This is a genomic window from Arthrobacter sp. GQ119, from assembly GCF_059759125.1.
In genome coordinates this window covers 188,197-208,331 of record NZ_JCAXEA010000004.1, presented here as the reverse complement: position 1 = coordinate 208,331, position 20,135 = coordinate 188,197, and the positions used below count along the sequence as shown (strand labels likewise).

15 protein-coding genes and 1 riboswitch are annotated in these 20,135 nt (G+C 66.3%); of the genes, 13 read left to right on the top strand and 2 right to left on the bottom strand.

All coding sequences use genetic code 11. The features are described from left to right. Positions 1-42 precede the first annotated feature (42 nt). Both AC6CH3_RS05845 and AC6CH3_RS05840 read left to right on the top strand, forming a co-directional pair. Positions 43-411 (top strand): DUF488 domain-containing protein, encoded by a 369-nt coding sequence (locus AC6CH3_RS05845; RefSeq protein WP_498131519.1) that lies wholly within the window; start codon positions 43-45, stop codon positions 409-411. A 30-nt stretch (positions 412-441) separates the two neighbouring features. Next, positions 442-1,203 carry an SDR family oxidoreductase gene (locus AC6CH3_RS05840; RefSeq protein WP_498131518.1) on the top strand — a complete coding sequence of 254 codons (762 nt, stop codon included), beginning with the start codon at positions 442-444 and terminating at the stop codon, positions 1,201-1,203. Between the two features lie 16 nt (positions 1,204-1,219). Here AC6CH3_RS05840 and AC6CH3_RS05835 read toward each other — a convergent pair whose 3' ends face one another. Continuing rightward, complete coding sequence (locus tag AC6CH3_RS05835; RefSeq protein ID WP_498131517.1) at positions 1,220-2,347, bottom strand: endonuclease/exonuclease/phosphatase family protein; 1,128 nt, start codon at positions 2,345-2,347, stop codon at positions 1,220-1,222. Positions 2,348-2,737: 390 nt separating this feature from the next. Between AC6CH3_RS05835 and ileS the strand changes: the two genes are divergently transcribed. The 4 genes from ileS to ndk are packed head-to-tail and all read left to right on the top strand — an operon-like array spanning position 2,738 to position 8,394. Further along, positions 2,738-6,103 (top strand): isoleucine--tRNA ligase, encoded by a 3,366-nt coding sequence (gene ileS, locus AC6CH3_RS05830; RefSeq protein WP_498131516.1) that lies wholly within the window; start codon positions 2,738-2,740, stop codon positions 6,101-6,103. A gap of 5 nt (positions 6,104-6,108) precedes the next feature. After that, positions 6,109-7,470 carry a bifunctional folylpolyglutamate synthase/dihydrofolate synthase gene (locus tag AC6CH3_RS05825; RefSeq protein ID WP_498131515.1) on the top strand — a complete coding sequence of 454 codons (1,362 nt, stop codon included), beginning with the start codon at positions 6,109-6,111 and terminating at the stop codon, positions 7,468-7,470. Beyond that, positions 7,470-7,934, top strand: a complete 465-nt coding sequence (locus tag AC6CH3_RS05820) for a DUF4233 domain-containing protein (protein ID WP_498131514.1) — start codon at positions 7,470-7,472, stop codon at positions 7,932-7,934. The genes AC6CH3_RS05825 and AC6CH3_RS05820 overlap by 1 nt, the downstream gene beginning before the upstream one ends. 40 nt (positions 7,935-7,974) lie before the next feature. Next, the gene (ndk, locus tag AC6CH3_RS05815) at positions 7,975-8,394 is read left to right on the top strand and encodes a nucleoside-diphosphate kinase (protein ID WP_400575739.1); all 420 of its coding nucleotides are present in this window, start codon (positions 7,975-7,977) and stop codon (positions 8,392-8,394) included. Between the two features lie 88 nt (positions 8,395-8,482). Here ndk and AC6CH3_RS05810 read toward each other — a convergent pair whose 3' ends face one another. After that, a complete protein-coding gene (locus tag AC6CH3_RS05810; RefSeq protein ID WP_498131513.1) occupies positions 8,483-9,166 on the bottom strand; it encodes a vitamin K epoxide reductase family protein in 684 nt (227 codons plus the stop codon). 462 nt (positions 9,167-9,628) lie between these two features. On the opposite strand from AC6CH3_RS05810, the gene AC6CH3_RS05805 reads away from it, so the two are divergent. From AC6CH3_RS05805 to AC6CH3_RS05775, 7 genes are all read left to right on the top strand, one after another. After that, positions 9,629-13,024, top strand: a complete 3,396-nt coding sequence (locus AC6CH3_RS05805) for an Rne/Rng family ribonuclease (protein WP_498131512.1) — start codon at positions 9,629-9,631, stop codon at positions 13,022-13,024. A gap of 178 nt (positions 13,025-13,202) precedes the next feature. Beyond that, positions 13,203-13,300: riboswitch (TPP riboswitch) on the top strand. Beyond that, entirely contained in the window at positions 13,283-14,833 is a 1,551-nt protein-coding gene (gene thiD / locus AC6CH3_RS05800) for a bifunctional hydroxymethylpyrimidine kinase/phosphomethylpyrimidine kinase (RefSeq protein WP_498131511.1), read from the top strand. It overlaps the preceding riboswitch by 18 nt. Before the next feature lie 344 nt (positions 14,834-15,177). After that, a complete protein-coding gene (gene rplU, locus AC6CH3_RS05795) occupies positions 15,178-15,486 on the top strand; it encodes a 50S ribosomal protein L21 (protein WP_003803420.1) in 309 nt (102 codons plus the stop codon). Between the two features lie 60 nt (positions 15,487-15,546). Beyond that, positions 15,547-15,810, top strand: coding sequence for a 50S ribosomal protein L27 (gene rpmA, locus AC6CH3_RS05790; RefSeq protein ID WP_003803426.1), 264 nt, complete (start codon positions 15,547-15,549; stop codon positions 15,808-15,810). A gap of 117 nt (positions 15,811-15,927) precedes the next feature. Then, a complete protein-coding gene (obgE, locus tag AC6CH3_RS05785) occupies positions 15,928-17,517 on the top strand; it encodes a GTPase ObgE (RefSeq protein ID WP_498131510.1) in 1,590 nt (529 codons plus the stop codon). A gap of 64 nt (positions 17,518-17,581) precedes the next feature. After that, entirely contained in the window at positions 17,582-18,679 is a 1,098-nt protein-coding gene (gene proB / locus AC6CH3_RS05780; protein WP_498131543.1) for a glutamate 5-kinase, read from the top strand. A 26-nt stretch (positions 18,680-18,705) separates the two neighbouring features. Then, on the top strand, positions 18,706-20,055 hold the full coding sequence (locus AC6CH3_RS05775; RefSeq protein WP_498131509.1) for a glutamate-5-semialdehyde dehydrogenase: 1,350 nt from the start codon (positions 18,706-18,708) through the stop codon (positions 20,053-20,055). Positions 20,056-20,135 lie beyond the last annotated feature (80 nt).

Here is a 20,135-nt window from a genome sequence, read left to right as displayed (position 1 = left end):
TGCAGCGGCGGTGTCCGTGACGCCTGCAGTAGCATGCCCGGTATGGGCAACGCACACGGTCGTTTCGCGATCAAGCGGATCTATGACGAACCCGCGGACGACGACGGCTGCCGGGTTTTGGTGGACAGGCTCTGGCCGCGCGGGGTCAGCAAGGAGCGTGCGGCCCTTGAGCTGTGGCTCAAGGAGATCGCGCCGTCCCCGCCCCTGCGGCGGGAATTCGCCCACATGCGGGAGCGCTTCGCGGACTTCCGGGAGCAATATGAAGCGGAACTGGAACAGAACCCCGCCGTGGGGCAGGTGCTGGACCTGGCGGCGCGGGAGGGCAAGGTGACCCTGCTGTACGGCGCCAGGGATCCGGAAGTAAACCATGCCCGGGTGCTGCTGGAATTCCTGCAGTCACGGCAGCGCTGAGACATTTCCCGATTCCGTTAGGGTGGTGCCATGACTGAGGCATCGAACACTAAGGCAGCTGTAGTAACGGGTGCGAGCACCGGCATTGGCGAGGCGACAGTCCGTGCGCTGAGGGCTGAGGGATGGACCGTCTACGCCGTGGCCCGGCGCCAGGAGCGGCTGGCTGCGCTGGAAGCCGAGACAGGCGCCGTCGCTGTTCCTGCCGACATCGCCGAGGACGCGGACGTCGCCAGGCTCCTGGCTGACGTGACCGCCGGCGGCGGGATCGACACCCTGATCAACATCGCCGGTGGAGCCCGCGGCGCAGACCCCGTGGGACAGGCACAGACGGATGACTGGGAGTGGATGTACCGGGTCAACGTCCTGGGCACCATGAAACTGACCCGTGCTTTCCTGCCGATGCTCCGCGAACACGGCGAAGGCACCGTCCTGAACCTGACCTCCACGGCCGGGCTCGTGGCCTATGAGGGCGGCGCCGGCTATAACGCGGCCAAGTTCGCCCAGCGTGCCATGACCAATGCCCTGCGGCTGGAGGAGGCCGAAAACAATGTCCGCGTGATTGAAGTGGCGCCGGGGCTGGTGCGCACGGAGGAATTCGCGCTCATGCGGCTGGGCGATGAGCAGGCGGCCCAAGACGTCTACCAGGGGGTGGAAAAGCCGCTGACCGCCGAGGATGTGGCGGATGTGGTGCGGTACGCCGTCTGCGCGCCGCACCATGTGAACCTGGACCAGATCGTGATGCGGCCCGTTGCGCAGGCGGCCAACCACAAACTGATCCGCAAGCAGGCCTGACGGACTGCCGCCGAACCTAGTCTCCCACCGGGATGCCCAGGGTGGCCAGGACCGCGGCATGGTCGGTTCCCGGGACCCGGTGCGCCGCGTAGCCGGAGTGCACGATCTGTGGGCTCGTGACGAGATGGTCGATGGCAATGCCCGGCAGCGGCACGCCTTCCATCGGCCACGTGGGGGTCAGCCGCCGGCCGGCCGCGGTCCCCACGTCCACCAGCTTCGGGCCCGGGCCGCCGTCGAGCAGCGCCCTGAACTCGGAGTGGTCGTAGGTGGCGTTGAAGTCGCCAATGAGCAGGCGGTTGGCCGCTGGTGCGCCATCGGGCACCGTTGAGCCGCCTCGGGAGACCGGACCGTCCTGAACCACCGAACCGTCCTGGGCCACCGGACCCGCCTGGGCCAGGCGTCCCAGCGCCGCGAGGTCGCTGCGCCACTGTGCGATGCGGACGTCCACAGGGGGCAGCGCATGCACGTTGGTGACCTCCACGCTGCCGGTGCGGCCCGCGTCCTGAACAGTGAGGCGTACCGTCGGCATCTGAAAGGGCGTGTCGGGAAGGAGCCCCACGGGCTCCATTGGGTGGGCCGCATACAGAGCGCTGCCGGCGCCGTCGTCCGTGGGGCTGCTGACCCTGTTGGGCAGCAGGCTTCCGAGTCCCTCGGCGGCCAGCCGGTCCTCAAATCTCTGCGTGTGTTCCTGGACTCCGAGCAGTTCCACGCCGTTCTCCCGGACCAGCCGGACGACCTCCGCAGCATCCGCTTCGCCGAACTGTGAATTGATGTTCATAGCCGTGAGCTCGGTGCTGGGACGGGAGGCATCGGGAATTGCGCGGCCGGCGTCCAGCGGGAAGAGCCAGAACAGTTGGGCGGACAGCAGGAGTGCGGCCACAACGGTGATCCAGGTGCGGCGGCCTGCCAGCGCCAGGCCAAGCCCCAGAACTGCCGGGACCACCAGCCATGGGGTGAAGGACAGCAGCTGGACCACCGGCGTCGGCCATTGCCCCGGCACAGCCCGAAAGATCGACAGGGACACGACCGGCACCATAACGGCCAGCGCCAGCACCCGCCACGCGAAGAGCGCGCCGTGTGGGAGCGCGGCAGGTTGCAGGAGAGCGGGGCCATTTTGGGCCGGTCCGGGGGATGGAGCGGTCATGGCATCGAGTCTAGGCAGGAAAGGGCGCAGGATGCCCGCACTGCCGGGCCGGGCGGGTTTCTGCAGGGGCCTGACCGGTTAGGGAGTCCGCGAGCGCAGCCGCTAGACTTGTACCAACAGCTTTGACCCGGCCATCACCGGCGAGCTTCCGGAAGAACGCCCGGTGCGCCTCCGCGTGCCAGGGCAACTAGAACCGGACGGGTAAGCCCGTCACAGCAGTAATTGAGCGGCCGGTGCCGGAACAGCCCCCCAGGGGCGGTCCCAGTCCCGGTAAGTGAGGTGGTACCGCGGTACCGGTGCGTTGGACGGTGAAAGCCGGCCGGCAGTGCACGGGCCGTCCTCGCATCCTGAATGATCCACTTGTTCACCAGCTCAACCCAGGATGTCGAGATGACCTATTACCCCAAGGCCTCTGCCGCACCGTCAGGCGCCAACGCCTCAGGCGTATCCGCCTCCGTGAAGTTTCCGGAGATCGAAGAGCGGATCCTCAAGTACTGGGACGAGGACGGCACCTTCCAGGCGAGCATCGACCAGCGCAGCGCGGACCTTCCCGGCGGCACCACCGGCAGCAACGAGTTCGTCTTCTACGACGGCCCTCCCTTCGCCAACGGGCTGCCGCACTACGGCCACCTGCTGACCGGCTACGCCAAGGACCTCGTGGGCCGCTACCAGACCCAGCGCGGCAAGCGCGTCGAGCGCCGCTTCGGCTGGGACACCCACGGGCTGCCCGCCGAGCTGGAAGCGATGAAACAGCTGGGCATGACGGACAAGACCCAGATCGAGGCCATGGGCATCGACAAGTTCAACGACGCCTGCCGGGCCTCCGTCATGAAGTACGCCGACGAGTGGCAGAGCTACGTCACCCGGCAGGCCCGCTGGGTGGACTTCGACAACGACTACAAGACGCTCAACGTCGAGTACATGGAGTCTGTGCTGTGGGCCTTCAAGCAGCTGCACGAGAAGGGCCTCACCTACAACGGCTACCGGGTCCTGCCGTACTGCTGGAAGGACGAGACCCCGCTGTCCAACCATGAGCTGCGCATGGATGACGACGTCTACAAGAACCGCCAGGACCAGACGGTCACCGTGACGTTCCCCGTGAAGGCGGGGGAGTCGGAGCTCTCCCGGCAGCTGGCCGGCGTGCAGGCGCTCGCCTGGACCACCACCCCCTGGACCCTGCCCACCAACCTGGCGCTCGCCGTCGGGCCTGACATCACCTACGCCGTGCTCCCCGCCGGTCCCAACGGCATCAAGGCAGCATCTGCTGATGCCCCTGTCACCGGCAGCTTCCTGCTCGCCGCCGACCTGCTCGGCACCTACGCCAAGGACCTGGGCTACGGTGATGGTGCCGACGGCGTTGCTGCCGCTGCCGCCGCCGTCACGTCCACCCACACCGGCGCCGAGCTTGCGGGCCTCCGCTACGAGCCGCTGTGGCACGACTTCAGCGACACCGAGAAGTTCGGCACCGAAAACGCGTGGCAGTTCCTCGTGGCCGACTACGTCACCACCACCGACGGTACGGGCATCGTCCACCAGGCCCCCGCCTTCGGTGAAGATGACCAGAAGGTCTGCGAGGAAGCCGGCATCCCGGTCATCCTGTCGGTCGACGAAGGCGCCAAGTTCCTGCACCTGTTCGCCCATGGCGACCTGCACGACATCGCCGGGCTGCAGGTTTTCGAGGCCAACAAACCCATCACCCAGGTGCTGCGCGCCCAGGGCCGCCTGGTCCGCCAGGCCAGCTACGAGCACAGCTACCCGCACTGCTGGCGCTGCCGCAACCCCCTGATCTACCGGGCCGTCTCCTCCTGGTACGTCGAGGTCACCAAGTTCCGGGACCGCATGTCCGAACTGAACCAGGAGATCAACTGGATCCCCGGGAACGTCAAGGACGGCCAGTTCGGCAAGTGGCTCGCCAACGCCCGCGACTGGTCCATCAGCCGCAACCGTTACTGGGGCAGCCCGATCCCCGTCTGGCAGTCCACGGACCCCGAATACCCGCGCACGGACGTTTACGGCTCGCTCGCCGAGATCGAGGCCGACTTCGGCCGCCTGCCGCTGAACAAGGACGGCCAGGTTGACCTGCACCGGCCGTTCATCGACGAACTGACCCGGCCGAACCCGGATGACCCGCGCACGCCCGAAGAGGGCCAGTCCGTCATGCGCCGCGTGGAGGACGTGCTCGATGTCTGGTTCGACTCCGGTTCCATGCCCTACGGCCAGGTCCATTACCCGTTCCAGAACGAGGCGTGGTTCAACACCCATAACCCGGCCGACTTCATCGTGGAGTACATCGGGCAGACGCGCGGCTGGTTCTACATGCTGCACATCCTGTCCACGGCACTGTTCGACCGGCCCGCCTTCCGCAACGTGATCAGCCATGGCATCGTGCTGGGCTCTGACGGGCAGAAGATGTCCAAGAGCCTGCGCAACTACCCGGACGTGTCCGAGGTGCTGGACCGTGACGGCTCCGACGCCATGCGCTGGTTCCTCATGTCCAGCCCCATCCTGCGCGGCGGCAACCTTGTGGTCACCGAACAGGGAATCCGCGACGGCGTCCGCCAGGTCATCCTGCCGCTCTGGAATGTGTACAGCTTCTTCACGCTGTACACGAATGCATCCAACGTAGTGGACGGTACAGCTGCCGGCTACGACGCCAAATTGCGCTACGACGGCTACTCCGACACCCTGGACCAGTACCTGCTGGCCAATACGGGGGACCTGGTCCGCAACATGACCGCCCAGCTGGACAGCTACGACATCTCCGGGGCCTGCGATGAACTCCGCAGCTACCTGGACATGCTCACCAACTGGTATGTCCGCCGCAGCCGCCAGCGCTTCTTCGACGAGAACGCCGACGCCTTCGACGCGCTGTACACGGCCTTGGAAGCCGTGTGCCGCGTCGCCGCCCCGCTGCTGCCGCTCGTATCCGAGGAAATCTGGCGAGGCCTCACCGGCGGCCGCTCCGTGCACCTGGCCGACTGGCCGGACGCCGGACTGTTCCCGGCCAACGCCGGACTCGTGGAAGCGATGGACCGGGTGCAGCAGATCTGCTCCACCGGATCGTCCCTGCGCAAGGCAGCGAACCTGCGCGTGCGCCTGCCGCTGCAGGAACTCACTGTTGTGGCACCCGGCGCAGATGCGCTGAACGGGTTCGCCGCCGTCGTCGCCGATGAGCTGAACCTGCGCTCCGTGCGTCTCCTTGACGCCGCCAGCGCTTCCCCTGAGGAATTCGGCATCGAACAAAAGCTCGTGGTCAATGCCCGCGCGGCGGGCCCGCGCCTGGGCAAGAACGTCCAGCTCGCCATCAAGGGCTCCAAGTCCGGTGACTGGTCCATCTCCGACGCCGGTGTGGTGACAGCCGGCGGCCTCGAGCTCGAGCCGCAGGAATACACGCTGGAGACAGTGGTTGCCGAGTCCGACGGCGGTTCGGCCTCAGCGTCTTCTGCTGCCGCAGTTCTGCCCACCGGAGGTTTCGTCGTTCTAAATACCGAGGTCACGCCCGAGCTCGAGGCCGAGGGCCTGGCCAGGGACATGGTCCGCTCCATCCAGCAGGCCCGCAAGGATGCCGGACTCAACGTGAGCGACCGGATCCGGACCTCGGTCACCGCGGTGCAGAGCGTGCTGGACGCCCTGCTGGCCAACGCAGAACTCGTCAAAACCGAAACCCTGACGCTGGAGCTGGACACCGTTCCTGCCGACTCCGGGGAACCCCGCATCGGTGTCGAAAAAGTCACCGTCGAAAGAGCAGAGGCCTGAAACATATGACCGACGAATTCTCAGTGGAGAGCGTCTACGCCGAGCTGCTGGGCCGGGCGCCGGAAAACAAGATGGAGCCCCGGCTCGCACCGCTGTTCCGGGCCATGGACGTGCTGGGGGAGCCGAACAAGGCCTTTCCGATCATCCACGTCACCGGCACCAACGGAAAAACCTCCACGGCCCGGATGATCGAGGCGGGCCTGCGGGCCCACGGCCTCAGCACGGGCCGTTACACCAGTCCGCACCTGTCCAAGGTCACTGAGCGGATCAGCGTGGACGGCGCCCCGGTGTCCGACGAAACGTTCGTGCGCATCTGGGACGAGATCCGGCCCTACCTGGAAATCGTGGACAACGAACTCATCGCCGAGGGCCAGCCCAGGCTGACCTACTTCGAGTGCCTGACGATCCTCGCTTTCGCGGTCTTTGCCGACCAGCCGGTCAACGTGGCGGTCATGGAGGTGGGCCTCGGCGGCATCACGGATGCCACCAACGTGGGCGACGGCCAGGTTGCCGTGGTGACGCCCATTTCCCTGGACCACACCGACCTGCTCGGCGACACCACGGAGGACATTGCCTACGAAAAGGCCGGCATCATCAAGCCCGGCGGCTTCCTCATCAGCGCCGCCCAGCCCGTGGACGCCGCCCAGGTGCTGCTTGAGAAAGCCCGGGAAGTCCAGGTGCCGTTCAAGTTCGAAGGCGTCGAATTCGGCGTCGAATCCCGCCAGGTTGCTGTCGGCGGGCAGGTGGTGACCGTCCAGGGCATCGCCGGACGCTACCCGGAGCTGATGGTGCCGCTGCACGGATCCCACCAGGCCGAAAATGCGGCCGTGGCCGTCGCCGCGCTGGAGGCCTTCCTGGGCGGGGGAGAGAAGGAGCTTTCCGCAGAAGTTCTGCAGGAGGCCTTCGCCACCGTCTCGTCCCCAGGGCGCCTGGAAGTCATGCGGACTGCGCCCACCATCATCGTGGACGCGGCGCACAATCCGGAAGGCATCCGGGTCACGGCCGAAGCCATTGAGGAAGCCTTCAGCTTCAGCAAACTGGTGGTTGTGGTCGGTGTCCTCAAGGAAAAGGACGCCGAGGAGATCCTGCGCCAGCTCAAGGAGTCACTCGGCGGCCTTGCCGAGGAATTCTGCTTCACCCAGTCCAACTCCCCGCGGGCGGTTCCCGCCGCGGAACTGGCGGAGATCGCCGTCGACCTTGGCTTTGGCGAGGACAACATCCACATCGCCGAGAAGCTGGACGATGCGCTGGAATGGGCCGTGGAACGCGCGGAGGCCAACGAGGACCTGGCCGGCGGCGTGCTGGTGACGGGTTCCATCACGCTGGTGGCTGATGCGCGCATCCTTCTCGGGAAGACGGCAGCCTGATGGCACGGCTCACTAAGGCCCAGCGCGAATGGCGGCCAGGCATGCCCAAGAAACGCCGGTCCACCAAGGTCATGTTCGCCTCCACCGTGCTCCTGCTGGAAGCCTTCGTGGCATTCTTCGCCACACTGGCCGTGTTCGGCCTGCGCCGCAGCGAGGTGCCCCCTGTCCTGATTCTGTCGGTGGGCATCGGACTGAGCGTGGTTTTGGTGCTGGCCTGCGCCGTCCTGTCCAAGCCGTGGGGCGTAGGCCTCGGCTGGATCCTGCAGCTGGTGCTCATCCTCGCCGGGTTCGTGGAGCCGATGATGTTCCTCGTCGGCGTCCTGTTTGCGCTGGCCTGGTGGTACGGGATCCGGACCGGCATCCGGATCGACCGGGAAGCCGCGCAAAGAGCCCGGGAACAGGCGGAATGGGAAGCCGCGCATTCGGACGGATGCCGCGATGAAGGCGCCGGCCAGAACCCGTAGAATTACCCGGAAACCCACAACCAACCGCATTGGAGCAGCTGTGAGCATTGAGCGCACCCTCGTCCTTATCAAGCCCGACGGCGTCACCCGCAACCTGACCGGCGAAATCCTTGGCCGCATCGAGGCAAAGGGCTACACGCTGGCCGAGCTCAAGAAGGTCAACGCCACCCGGGAGCTGCTGGAGCAGCACTATGAAGAGCACGTGGGCAAGCCGTTCTACGAGCCGCTGGTTGATTTCATGCTCAGCGGCCCGGTCGTCGCTGCGATCTTCGAAGGCCACCGCGTCATCGAGGGCTTCCGCTCGCTGGCCGGCACCACTGACCCCACGACGGCGGCGCCGGGCACCATCCGCGGCGACTTCGGCCGGGACTGGGGCCTGAAGGTCCAGCAGAACCTGGTCCACGGCTCGGACTCCGTCGACTCGGCCGAGCGCGAAATCAAGATCTGGTTCCAGGCCTAGAACAGCGCCTAAGCGCGAACTGGCAGCAAATGCCCTCAAAATCAGCTTTTGAGGGCGTTATCTGCCAGTTCGCGCTTTTTCTTTTGGCCTAGAAACCGGAGGTGCCGATGAATACCTGGATGAAGGCGAAGAAGATCGTGGCGATGACTGCCACATAGAGCAGCGCGGTGATGATCCATCCGGCGTCGCCGAGAATTTTGGCCACACCCGTCGGCGCCGGGATGGCCCCGCGGACAACGTTGCGGACGGTGACCCAGACGAAGAGGGGAATCATGGCAGCCCACACCACCATGCAGAACGGGCACAGGATGCGGATCTCATAGAGCGCCTGGAACCACAGCCACACAACGAAGGCGAAACCGAGAGTGACGCCGGCCTGCAGTCCCAGCCAGTACCAGCGGCTGAAACGGGCGCCGGACAACAGCGCCATGCCGACGGTGATGATCACGGCGAAGGCCACTATGCCGATGAACATATTGGGAAAGCCGAAGACCGAACTCTGCGGCGTTTGCATCACCTGGCCGCAGGAGATCCACGGGTTCACGTCGCAGACGGTGGTGTGGTTGGGATCCTTGAGAACCTCGAGCTTTTCCAGCACCAGGATGCCGGACGCGATCCATCCCACGATGCCGGTGATGACCAGCAGCCACCCAAACGGGCGGTCACGCGTCATGGCCGGTCCTGCAGCTTCGGCAGCTGCAGCCCGCCCCGGGGTTTCGTCGGCGTAGTCGTGCTCGGAATCCGTGCCGGTGGAAGACGGAATGCTGGGCATGGGGGTGGCGTCCTTTATCTTGGGTGCTCCTGCCCAGATTGTATCGCCGCAGTCTGGATGCAAGCTTGGTGCGGCGGGCACTCCCGGCTCCCTTGACTGTGTTTGTCACTCAATGACGGCGTTTTTGAACTGCTGTATGAGAGAATGAACGTGGCTGGAACGCGAACCACATTCGGGTTCCAGTCCGGTGGCTTGTTCCCAAGACCGCCAATGAGACGCAGCGGAGGCCCGGATAACGGAAATCCTGCCTCCGCATTCCATTGGACGGCACCTGGTTGTGGATTGCAGAAACAACGGGTTCCAGTAACATTCCCGCCGGCCTTTCAGGGCTGCCGCACCCCACTGCCGGTGCGAACCTGAGGGTATCCAATTGACTTCTGTCAACGCCTGCGGGTTTTGACAATATGTGCCCCAACGGGTGCCGGATGTGGCGGCATGTCAGGGGCAGGAGTGTCGCCACATATGGATAATGACCAGGTAAACGCCGTTAACGAGGATCCGGCCGCCAACGCGGAAGCGGTAGCTCCCAAGAAGGCCACCCGCACACGGCGCAAGGCAGCGCCCAAGGTAAAGGAACCCGAGGCCCAGGCGTCGCTGCCGGAACCGGCGCTGCAGGAGCCTGTCCTCGGCGAGCCCGCGCTGTCGGCTGACTCCGTTGTGTCGGAACCCGTGGACGCAGCGCATTCTGAAGTGACGGCGGTGGAAGCTGCCGTTGCGGAGGCAAAAGCCCCGGTGCGTCGCACGCGTTCCCGCAAGAAGGCCGCGGACCAGCCGCTCCCCGCGTTCGCCGAAGGGGCGGGCGCCGAGGCAGCCGCCGGGGCATCCGCTGAAGCGGCCGCCGTCGAGCCCTCCGGTGCCGAGCCCTCCGGTGCCGAGCCGGCCGGAGAGCCTGAAGCGAAGCCCGTCCGCCGCCGCCGCGTTGCAAAGGCCAAAACTGTAGAGCCCGCCACCGAACAGTCCGACACTGAAGAGCAGCCAGCGCCCGCGTCCGCAGAAGCCGCAGCGGCCGGGTCCGCTGCTGAAACTTCTGCCGTGGAAACTCGGGTCGAAGAAACGCCGGTCGCAAAAATCCAGGCGGAGACAGCCGCCGCGCAGGCCGCCGAAGCTGAAGCCGCCGAGGATGCAGCCGAGATCGAGGAGGAGCCGTCGCCGGCCGCTCCGGCAGGTTCGCTCTTCCTGGAGCCGGCATCGGTCACGTCGATCATCTTCCAGGCGCCCGACCTCAACACCGTGATTCGCCCGGCTGCCACTCCCGCCGCGGAGGACACTGAGGCCGAAGGCGGCGAGGACGAGCAGGACGACGAGGGCGGACGACGCCGCCGCCGCAGCCGCGGCCGCCGTGGGCGGACCCGGAACGGCCGTGAAATCACTGACCGTGACGTCTCGGAGCGCGACGACTCCGGAGCCGACGCCGAGGGCGCAGACGCGTCCGAGGACACCGACGAAGAGACCGTGGGCCAGGGTGACGAAGGTGTGACGTCCCGCCGCCGGCGCCGCCGCCGGCGCGGGGACCAGGACCTCGAGCTCACCGGCGGGGGAGACGACGATCCCCCCAACACGGTGACCCGCGTCCGGGCCCCGCGCGTTCCCAGTGAGCCTGCCGTCAGCAACCGGGTGACCAGCGTTAAGGGCTCCACGAGGCTCGAAGCGAAGAAGCAGCGCCGCCGTGAATCCCGCGACACCGGCCGCCGCCGCACCGTCATCACCGAGGCCGAGTTCCTGGCCCGCCGCGAATCAGTTGACCGGCAGATGATCGTGCGCCAGCGCGACGACAGAATCCAGATCGGTGTCCTCGAGGACGGCGTGCTGGCCGAGCACTTCGTGTCCAAGACACAGCAGGACTCGCTGATCGGCAACGTCTACCTGGGCAAGGTCCAGAACGTCCTGCCGTCGATGGAAGCGGCCTTCGTTGACATCGGCCGCGGCCGCAACGCCGTGCTCTACGCCGGTGAAGTGAACTGGGAAGCGGTGAACCTCGAGGGCAAGCAGCGCCGGATCGAGAACGCCCTGAAGTCCGGGGATTCCGTCCTCGTCCAGGTCACCAAGGACCCTGTGGGCCACAAGGGTGCACGCCTGACGAGCCAGATCTCCCTGCCCGGACGCTACCTGGTGTACGTGCCCGGCGGTTCCATGACGGGCATCTCACGCAAGCTGCCCGACGTCGAACGCAACCGCCTGAAGCGGATCCTCAAGGACCGCCTGCCCGAGGATGCCGGCGTCATCGTCCGCACGGCGGCCGAAGGCGCGTCGGAGGAAGAGCTCACGCATGACATCAACCGCCTCCGGGCGCAGTGGGAGGGCATCGAAAGCCAGGCGAAGTCCACCAAGGTCCTCGCTCCCGAGCTGCTGTACGGCGAACCGGACCTGACCATCAAGGTTGTCCGCGACGTCTTCAACGAGGATTTCTCCAAGCTGATCGTCTCCGGCGACGAAGCATGGGACACCATCGAGGCCTACGTCACCTACGTTGCCCCGGACCTTGTCGGACGGCTTGAGAAGTGGACCAAGGACCAGGACATCTTCTCGGCCTGGCGCATTGACGAGCAGATCCACAAGGCGCTGGACCGCAAGGTGTTCCTGCCGTCCGGCGGTTCCCTCGTCATTGACCGCACCGAGGCCATGACCGTGGTGGACGTCAACACGGGAAAGTTCACCGGCAGCGGCGGCAACCTCGAGGAAACCGTCACGAAGAACAACCTGGAGGCGGCCGAGGAAGTTGTCCGCCAGCTGCGCCTCCGGGACATCGGCGGAATCATCGTGATCGACTTCATCGACATGGTCCTGGAGTCCAACCGGGACCTCGTGCTGCGCCGTATGGTGGAGTGCCTGGGCCGTGACCGCACCAAGCACCAGGTGGCGGAAGTGACCTCACTGGGTCTCGTCCAGATGACCCGCAAGCGCATGGGCACCGGCCTGCTGGAAGTCTTCGGCGAACAGTGCGAGGTATGCGCCGGCCGCGGCGTGGTCACGCACGACGAGCCCGTGGAACACCGGCGGGCCAACGTTGTTGCGGCCGAGCACCACGTTCCGCGGGCGGAGCACCAGCCCGCCGTGCGGACCGAACGCAAGAGCCGCCGGCGCGGCAAGGGCGGTCAGCTTCCTGCGGAAACGGGCACCGCTGCACCTGCTGCCGTCCACCACGAGCCCACGGAGGCCGAGCGCCACGCCAAGGCTGAGGCGACACGGGCCGCACTTGCCAACATCGCGGCCGCGGCCCATGCAGCGCATCTCCATGAGGACGCCGCCCACCAGGCCGCTTCCGCCGGAGCACAGCGCTCTGCCGCTGCCCCGGCGCCATCCGCCCCGGAAAGCCCGGCGGTGCACCGTACCCCGGAGACGGAGAGCGTTTCAGGCCGTCCCGGCGCCGTGCTGACCTTTGGCGGCGAGAAAGTCGTGCTTCCTTTCGTCGAGCACGCCGGCGAGCCGGCCTCCGAAACTCCTGCCCTGACGCTGGACCGGCTGGAGGAGGCGTTCGCGCACCTCGGCGCGCCGGCCGCTCCCGCTGAGGAGCAGCCGACGGCGGACCGCGCACCTGCCGCTGGGGAGACGTCCGCTGCCGAGCCGGCAGCGCCGGCCGGAACGCGGCCTGCCCCGGCAGGCGCGGACCACGACGCCGACCGGTTCGCTGACCACTCGGCGGTGCAGACCCGCACGCGCCGGCCGCGCCGCAACCGCAGTGCCAGCCGGGCTCAGGGCGCAGCCAACGAGACATCCGTGGAACACCACGAGACCGCTCCGGCATCAGCAGCCGGGCACTCGCACGAAGCCAAGGCGCCGGATTCAGGCAGCGCCCCTGCCCCGAAGCCTGCCAGCGAGCCGATCATTCTCGGCGTCGGCGTGCCTGCGTCCGAGCTGTGAGGCGGACGGATTTCCGTTTGAACTGACCTGATTCAACGGGCCAGTGCCGCAACGGCGGCACCGGCCCGTTGTGCTTTTGCGCCAGGGAACGTCCGCAGGCTGTTGCCCCGGCACATTGCGGGGCTGCCGGTCGCAAACTGCAACGCAGTGCCCGAAGGGGAGCAAACCGCTAGGCTGGGGGACTGACACGGGGTGCCGCGCACGGAGCCGGCTGAGATCCAAACCCGTTGAACCTGACCGGTTAGCACCGGCGAAGGGATGTCTCCTTTGTCTTCACTATCTGCCCTGCACCTTGTCCAGCCTGCGTCGGGTGAGGCTGTACCGCCCACCCGCAGCATTCCCCGCGTCCTGGCCATCGCCGGCTCGGACCCGTCCGGCGGAGCCGGCATCCAGGCGGACCTGAAAAGCATCGCCGCCACGGGTGGCTATGGAATGGCGGCCATCACGGCGCTGACCGCCCAGAACACCCGGGGCGTCAGCGCCGTGCATGTCCCGCCGGCTGACTTCCTGACGGCACAGTTGACCGCCATCAGTGACGACATCGCCGTGGACGCCGTAAAGATCGGCATGCTGGGCGACGCACAGGTGATTGCCGCGGTGCGCGGCTGGCTGGAGAAGGTGCGCCCCGGCGTCGTCGTTCTTGATCCCGTGATGGTGGCAACCAGCGGGGACCGGCTTCTGCAGGAGTCTGCTGAGGCGGCCCTGCGGGAACTCCTGCCGCTGGCTGACCTGATCACACCCAACCTCGCCGAGCTTGCGATGCTGCTCGGGGAGCCGGAGGCCTCCACCTGGCCGGACGCGCTGGAGCAGGGCAAACGGCTGGCCGCCGAAACGGGGGCCACCGTCCTCGTCAAAGGCGGGCACCTGGACGGTGCCGACTGCCCCGACGCCCTGGTGAATACGGGCGGCGCCCTGTCGGCCGATGTCGTCGTGGTGGACGGCCCGCGGGTGCCGACCCGCAACAGCCACGGGACCGGGTGCTCCCTGTCCTCGGCGATGGCCACCGTGCAGGCCCGTGTGGGCGACTGGGAACAGTCACTCCGCACCGTCAAGCCCTGGCTGGAAGAGGCCCTCCGCTCCTCCGGGCAGCTTGAGGTGGGGCACGGCAACGGGCCGGTCCACCACTTCCACCACCTGGCGTCCCCGGGAGCAGGCGCCGAGGGCAGTTTTGCGGACCTGCTCCATGCGGAGGCCGCCGCGGATCTCGACGCGATCTACGGCCTGGGCTTCATCCGTGGGCTGGCTGAAGGCACGCTGCCCGAAAGCGAGTTCGCCTATTACCTCGCGCAGGACGCCATCTACCTCAACGGATACTCACGCGTCCTGGCACGGGCCAGCGCCCTCGCCCCCACCGAGGCTGAGCAACTCTTCTGGGCCCGTTCTGCGCAGCAGTGCCTTGAAGTGGAGTCCGAGCTGCACCGCAGCTGGCTCAGCACCCGGATGGTGCTGCCCGACCTCGGGCCGGTCACCAAGGCTTATGTGGACCACCTGGTGGCAGCGTCTGCCTCGGGGAGCTATGCCGTGCTGGTGGCCGCGGTGCTCCCGTGCTTCTGGCTTTACGCCGAAGTGGGGGAGACCCTGCACGCCGAATTCCTCGCAGCCGGCGCCGCTGAAGGGCATCCGTACGCGGAGTGGTTGCGCACCTACGCCGACGAGGGCTTTGCAGAGGCCACCCGGCAGGCCATCGCGATCACCGACGCCGCGGGCCGCGCGGCGTCCGACGCAGAACGCAGCCTGATGCTGACGGCATTCAGGCAGTCCTGCCGCTACGAGGTGGATTTTTTCGACGCGCCGCGGCTCCACAGCTGAACGGTCTCCGGCGCAGGAGCCGGTATGATAAACGCGCACGGTGACGGCAGGTCGGTGCAACAGGCCTGTGGTGCTTATCACGGACAACCCGCCGAAACCAGCCTCATTTGCGGCCGAAGACGAAATTAGCGTATTCTAGATCTTCGGTGCTTACGCCAACACTTGGGTTATGACCCCGGGAACGGTCCTTTTGGAATTCCAAACGGCATTGTTCCGGGGATAGCTCACGGATTCCCCCGGGGAATCCACGGCGTTGAGGCACAGCGAGAGCCGGACCAAACACCTTTGGACCCAGGTTCCGCACGCAAATTTAGTAATAAACGTCGAGAGAAGTGAGTTCCCAAGTGGTGTACGCGATTGTCCGCGCAGGCGGCCGCCAAGAGAAGGTTTCCGTTGGAGACTTCGTTACCCTGAACCGCGTCGCCGGTGGAGCCGGCAGCACCATTGAGCTGCCCGCACTGCTCCTGGTAGACGGTGACAAGGTCACATCCGCAGCTGCGGACCTGGCCAAGGTAACTGTTACGGCTGAGATCCTCCAGGACCTCCGTGGTCCGAAGATCGTCATCCAGAAGTTCAAGAACAAGACCGGTTACAAGAAGCGCCAGGGTCACCGTCAGGAACTGACCAAGGTCAAGATCACCGGTATCAAGTAACCTCTGGTTACTGTTCAGGTTTTCAGCAGATTCCCCAGAATTTAAAGGCAGGCATTCCAAATGGCACATAAAAAAGGCGCGAGCTCCACTCGCAACGGTCGTGACTCCAACGCCCAGTACCTCGGCGTCAAGCGCTTCGGCGGCCAGGTAGTTTCCGCAGGCGAGATCATCGTCCGCCAGCGTGGCACCCACTTCCACCCCGGTGCAGGCGTTGGCCGCGGTGGCGATGACACGCTGTTCGCACTGCAGGCAGGCGCTGTTGAATTCGGCACCCGCCGCGGCCGTCGAGTCGTGAACATCGTTGCTGCTGCAGCTGCAGAGTAACAACAGGATCTGAACCGGTGGAGCGGGCCATGATGGCCCGCTCCACTGGTCTTTTAACCGCATTACAATCAATTTGGGCGTCCAGAACGTCCGGATTAGGCACAGAGGAGATTCACCGTGGCGAGCTTTGTAGACCGGGTAGTACTGCACGTATCCGGCGGTACCGGCGGCCACGGCTGTGTCTCGGTGCACCGTGAGAAGTTCAAGCCGCTTGGCGGCCCCGACGGCGGCAACGGAGGCAATGGCGGAGACGTCATCCTCCGCGTGGACTCCCAGACCACCACGCTGCTGGACTACCACCACGCCCCGCACCGGCACGCCACCAACGGCGGGCCCGGCATGGGCGACTGGCGCGGCGGCAAGAACGGCGAAACGCTGATCCTTCCGGTCCCGGACGGCACGGTCGTCAAGACCAGGGACGGCGAGGTCCTGGCGGACCTCGTGGGCGAAGGCACCGAGTTCATCGCCGCGGCCGGCGGGCTCGGTGGACTCGGCAACGCAGCCCTGTCGTCCCAGAAGCGCCGGGCGCCGGGCTTCGCTTTGCTCGGCATCGAGGGCGAGTCCAGCGACATCGTGCTGGAACTGAAGTCCATCGCAGACATCGCCCTGGTCGGCTTCCCGTCCGCCGGCAAGTCAAGCCTGATCGCAGCGATGTCCGCCGCAAGGCCCAAGATCGCCGATTATCCTTTCACGACGCTCATCCCCAACCTCGGCGTCGTGCAGGCCGGCGACGTGCGGTTCACCATCGCCGACGTCCCCGGTCTCATCGAAGGCGCAAGTGAAGGCAAAGGCCTGGGGCACAACTTCCTGCGCCACGTCGAGCGGTGCGCCGCTTTGGTTCACGTTTTGGACTGCGGTACGCTGGAATCTGACAGAGATCCACTCTCCGACCTCGCCATCATCGAAGCTGAACTCGAAAAGTATGCCGTTGATATGAGCTATGCCGGCACCGACGGCGAGGTTGTTCCGCTGAACCACCGGCCCCGGCTGGTGGCTTTGAACAAGGTCGACCTGCCTGACGGCAAGGACATGGCCGAGTTCGTCCGCCCGGAGCTGGAGTCGAGGGGCTACCGCGTGTTCGAGGTTTCGGCCACGAGCCACGAAGGTCTCCGGCAACTCGGATTTGCCATGGCGGAGATCGTCAAGGCCGCCCGTGACTCTGTGGCCGCGACGCCGCCGAAGGTGCACGCGCCTGTGCTGCGCCCCCGCGCAGTCAACGAGGCCGGCTTCAAGATCCGCCGCGAGGAAAAGAACCTGGAGCCGCTGTTCCGCGTTCTGGGTGAGAAGCCCGTGCGCTGGGTCAAGCAGACTGACTTCACCAACGAGGAGGCCATTGGCTACCTCGCGGACCGGCTGGCCAAGCTTGGTGTTGAAACCGAGCTGTTCAAGCAGGGCGCCAAGCCCGGCGACACCGTAGTGATCGGTGACGACGACGGCGTGGTGTTCGACTGGGAGCCGACCATGATGGCAGGCGCCGAACTGCTGGCGTCGCCGCGCGGCACCGATGTCCGCTTTGCAGACATCGGGGACCGGCCCACCCGTGGCCAGAAGCGTGAAGAACAGATTGAACGCCGTGAGGCCAAAGCAGCGGCACGCGCCGAGCTGGAAGCCGAGCGCAAGGCGGGCATCTGGACCGAATCAGTCAGCGGGCGCCGTGCCGCACGGCCGCTCAAGGAGAGTGGACTGAACACCCAACATGAGGAGTGAACCCGCACACGTGTCTGATAATTCCGCAATTGTCATCGAGGAACCAAGAACCGACGACCGCAGCATGCTCGCCAGGGCCCGCCGCATTGTCGTCAAGGTCGGATCGTCGTCGCTCACGAGCATCAAGGGCGGAATCTCCGAAGAGGCATTGATCGAGCTCTCCAATGCGCTGGCCGCCAAGAGCAACGAAGGCACCGAGATCATTCTGGTCTCCTCCGGTGCCATCTCGGCGGGGCTGGCGCCTCTTGGCCTGGTCAAGCGCCCGCGCGACCTGGCGACGCAACAGGCCGCAGCCAGCGTGGGGCAGGGGCTGCTCATGGCCCGCTACACGCACGCCTTCGCGGCGCACGGCGTCACCGTGAGCCAGGTGCTGCTAACCGCGGATGACCTGATGCGGCGGAGCCACCACCAGAACGCGTTCCGGGCATTGAACCGTCTGCTGAACCTGGGCGTGGTCCCCGTGGTCAACGAGAATGACACCGTCGCCACCCACAAGATCCGCTTCGGCGACAACGACCGGCTCTCGGCCCTTGTGGCCCACCTGGTCCGCGCCGATGCGCTGGTGCTGCTTTCCGACGTCGACTCCCTGTACGACGGCCCGCCCGCCAAGGGCGCCAAGCGGATCCCGCAGGTTGACGGCCCCCAGGACCTGGAGGGTGTCAACATCGGCAGCCCCGGCAAGGCCGGCGTCGGCACCGGCGGCATGCAGACCAAGGTCGAGGCCGCCACGATGGCCGCCGATTCGGGCATTCCCGCCCTTGTCACCTCAACGGCGAACGCCGCGGCCGCCCTGGCCGGCAAAGACGTGGGAACCTGGTTCTCGGTCAACAGCGGCCGCAAGTCCGTGCGCATGATGTGGCTCGCCCACCTGGCACACGTGCAGGGCCGCCTGATTCTCGACGACGGCGCCGTGAGGGCCGTCCGGGACAACGGCGCCTCGCTGTTGCCGGCCGGTATTACGTCCGTTGAAGGCCACTTTGAGTCGGGCGACGCCGTCGAAATGATCGCGCCCGACGGCACCGTGATTGCCCGCGGCCTGGTCAACTATTCAGCCGACGAACTGCCGCAGATGCTGGGCCGTTCCACCGTGGAACTGGGGGAGTCCCTGGGCCGCGGTTTCGACCGTGAAGTTGTCCACGTAGACGACCTGGTTCTGGTCTAACGGCCAGACTCACCTAGACTTGAATGATGACTGAGGCACTGATGAACCAAGCAGCAGAGACATCCACCGACGCTACGCAGGTCCCCTCCACGCCGGAAAACAGCCAGCCCTCACCCGCTGAGGTTGAAGCGGCCGTGTACGCGATCGCCGACCGTTCCCGCCAGGCTGCCCGCAGCATGTCCCGCGCCAACCGCGCACTGAAGGACAAGGGCCTCCGGGCCATCGGGACCGCCCTCCTCGAGCGCAAGGCTGAAATCCTCGCGGCCAACACCAAGGACGTAGAGGCGGGGCGCGCCAACGGAACGTCGGCCGCCCTGCTGGACCGGCTGACCCTCAACGACGCCCGCATCGAGGCCCTCTCCGGCGCCCTGGAAAACCTCGCGGGACTTCCCGACCCCGTCGGCAACGTAGTCCGCGGCCAGACCCTGCCGAACGGCCTGCGCCTGCGCCAGGTCAACGTTCCCATGGGCGTTGTTGCAGCCATCTATGAAGCACGCCCCAACGTCACCGTGGATATCGCAGGACTCGCGCTCAAGAGCGGCAATGCGGTCATCCTGCGCGGCGGAACCGCGGCTGCGGCCACCAACGAGGCCCTCATCAGCGTCCTTCGCGAGGCTCTCACCGCCGTCGGCCTCCCCGCCGACGCGGTCCAGACCGTGGACCAGTACGGCCGCGAGGGCGCCAACGTGCTCATGCGCGCCCGGGGCCGTGTTGACGTGCTGATTCCCCGCGGCGGGCGTGAACTGATCCAAACCGTGGTCAACAACTCCTCCGTCCCGGTTATCGAGACCGGCGAGGGCAACGTCCACATCTTCGTTGACGAGTCAGCCAGCGAGGACATGGCCGTGGAGATCCTCCTCAACGCCAAGACCCAGCGTCCCAGCGTCTGCAATACGGTGGAAACGCTTCTGGTCCACTCCGGCTCCAAGGTCCTCCCGGCGGTAGCGGCGGCACTGAGCAAGGCCGGAGTCAGGCTCCATGCCGATGAGCGGGTCCGGGCTGCGCTTCCCGCATCCGTCGAGTCCGTGCCGGCCACCGATGAGGACTGGGCCACCGAATACATGGACCTGGACCTGGCCGTGGCCATGGTGGACAGCCTCGACGAGGCCGTGAAGCACATCCGCACGTGGACAACCGGGCATACCGAGGCCATTCTCACCAATGACCTGGGGAACGCCGAGCGCTTCATCGCGGAGATCGACTCTGCCGCGGTGATCGTGAACGCGTCCACGCGCTTTACTGACGGCGGCGAGCTGGGCCTGGGGGCCGAGGTCGGCATCTCCACCCAGAAGCTTCACGCGCGCGGTCCGATGGGCCTCACGGAACTCACCACCACGAAGTGGATCGTGCAGGGCGAGGGCCAGGTCCGCGGCTAGCACCGCCATTATCGCGTCAAACAACGCGGTAACATATACAGAAGTCCGGAACGGCGGGAAATGCCGCCGTCGCCATCCTT